Source organism: Bartonella sp. MU37NMGALS (genome assembly GCF_042194015.1).
Taxonomy (GTDB): domain Bacteria; phylum Pseudomonadota; class Alphaproteobacteria; order Rhizobiales; family Rhizobiaceae; genus Bartonella; species Bartonella grahamii.
In genome coordinates this window covers 1-1,241 of the sequence record NZ_JBHIML010000087.1, presented here as the reverse complement: position 1 = coordinate 1,241, position 1,241 = coordinate 1, and the positions used below count along the sequence as shown (strand labels likewise).

At 42.5% G+C, this 1,241-nt stretch carries 3 protein-coding genes and 1 pseudogene; 2 read left to right on the top strand and 2 right to left on the bottom strand.

Features of this window, described 5'->3' with window-relative positions; all coding sequences use genetic code 11:
* Positions 1–182 (bottom strand): lysozyme (locus ACFIJP_RS09185; protein ID WP_375627034.1); only part of this gene is annotated, 182 nt, incomplete at its 3' end.
* 181 nt (positions 183–363) lie between these two features.
* Between ACFIJP_RS09185 and ACFIJP_RS09180 the strand changes: the two genes are divergently transcribed.
* Positions 364–687 carry a type II toxin-antitoxin system RelE/ParE family toxin gene (locus ACFIJP_RS09180; RefSeq protein WP_015857128.1) on the top strand — a complete coding sequence of 108 codons (324 nt, stop codon included), beginning with the start codon at positions 364–366 and terminating at the stop codon, positions 685–687.
* A gap of 12 nt (positions 688–699) precedes the next feature.
* Positions 700–1,011 carry a DNA-binding protein gene (locus ACFIJP_RS09175; protein WP_375627110.1) on the top strand — a complete coding sequence of 104 codons (312 nt, stop codon included), beginning with the start codon at positions 700–702 and terminating at the stop codon, positions 1,009–1,011.
* A gap of 92 nt (positions 1,012–1,103) precedes the next feature.
* Here the strand turns inward: ACFIJP_RS09175 and ACFIJP_RS09170 are convergent.
* Positions 1,104–1,241, bottom strand: a pseudogene (locus ACFIJP_RS09170) (late control protein); the annotation flags it as partial.

The following is a 1,241-nucleotide window of genomic DNA, read 5'->3' as shown; positions in this document are numbered from 1 at the left end:
CAAAGAAGTTCTTCTGCTTGCTTTTCAGTGATTGTCATGCCTTCGTAAATAAAAGGTTTTCCAGCACTGTTTGTATGACCATAACCTATTGTCCACACCCCAATGGCATCTTTATAGGCGTTCAAACGCAAACCTTCCCATTGTTTGATAAGTGCTAGTCCTTCTGATGATATTTTTCGCATATGATTCTCCATAAAAAAAGCCCCGCAAAAGCAGAGCTGGATTAAAAAATTGACATCTTTCCTATTCGGAAAGATAGCTTGGTTAAGCTTCATGTCGCTTTTTCATTGGAATAAAAGAAGATTTTTTCTCAACTTTTAATTTCTTTCTTGACAAATATTCGTTTATAAACGAATATACATCATGTTTGAAATACGTCACTACCTTACTTCTGATGGCAAAGACTTGATAGCTGATTGGCTGCGAAAGCTCCGTGATATGCAGGCTAAAACTGCAATTATTCGCCGCCTTAATCGTTTAGAGCAGGGAAACTTTGGCGATTTCAAGCCGCTTCGTGAGGGTGTTCATGAATTGCGTATTAATGTTGGTCCTGGCTACCGAGTTTATTATGTCCAATCTGGAAAGACTGTATTGTTGCTATTATGCGGTGGCAGCAAAAAAACACAAGAGACTGATATCACTCGTGCATGTGCTTGCTGGCGTGATTGGCAAAACCGTGAAGATTAAAGGAGTGCAAAAATGAAAGACCGTAACCATGATGATGCAATGGCAGAAATATTCCGTGGTGATCCTGAGTTGGCAGCAGCTACCCTTGATGCAATCCTAGCAGATGGTGATCAGGGTGAGCTGCTTGTAACTCTACGCCAAATGGCCAAAGCTTATGGTGGTGTTCAAGCTGTAGCTAAAGCAGCCAACTTGAACCCAACACAACTTTACCGTACACTTTCAGAAAAAGGTAATCCAGAGTTCCGCAGCTTGAATGCTTTACTGCGTACCATGGGGTTTCGTTTGGCTGTACAGCCTCTTGAACGACCAGTTCCACACGTGTAACTTTAGTGTCCACTCCCCACCTTTAAAGATGGGGAAGGGAGGTACTTAAGCAATCTTTTTAATGAGGGGCTCTAAATCTGGTTTATAACCTATCATGTATCCTCTTCGTCCATATGGATTACGCCGTCTCCTTCGTCACATGCGTTTGGTGGGGCGTTTGGATCAAGGGTATCATCCTTGTCTGGTGTTGTGTTTGCAACGTTTCCAGCCGCATCTTCTTGCGCTTTATC

Excerpts from the sequence above, each read along its gene's own strand:
- ACFIJP_RS09180 (WP_015857128.1), top strand. The coding sequence starts at position 364 with ATGTTTGAAATACGTCACTACCTTACTTCTGATGGCAAAGACTTGATA.
- ACFIJP_RS09175 (WP_375627110.1), top strand. The coding sequence starts at position 700 with ATGAAAGACCGTAACCATGATGATGCAATGGCAGAAATATTCCGTGGT.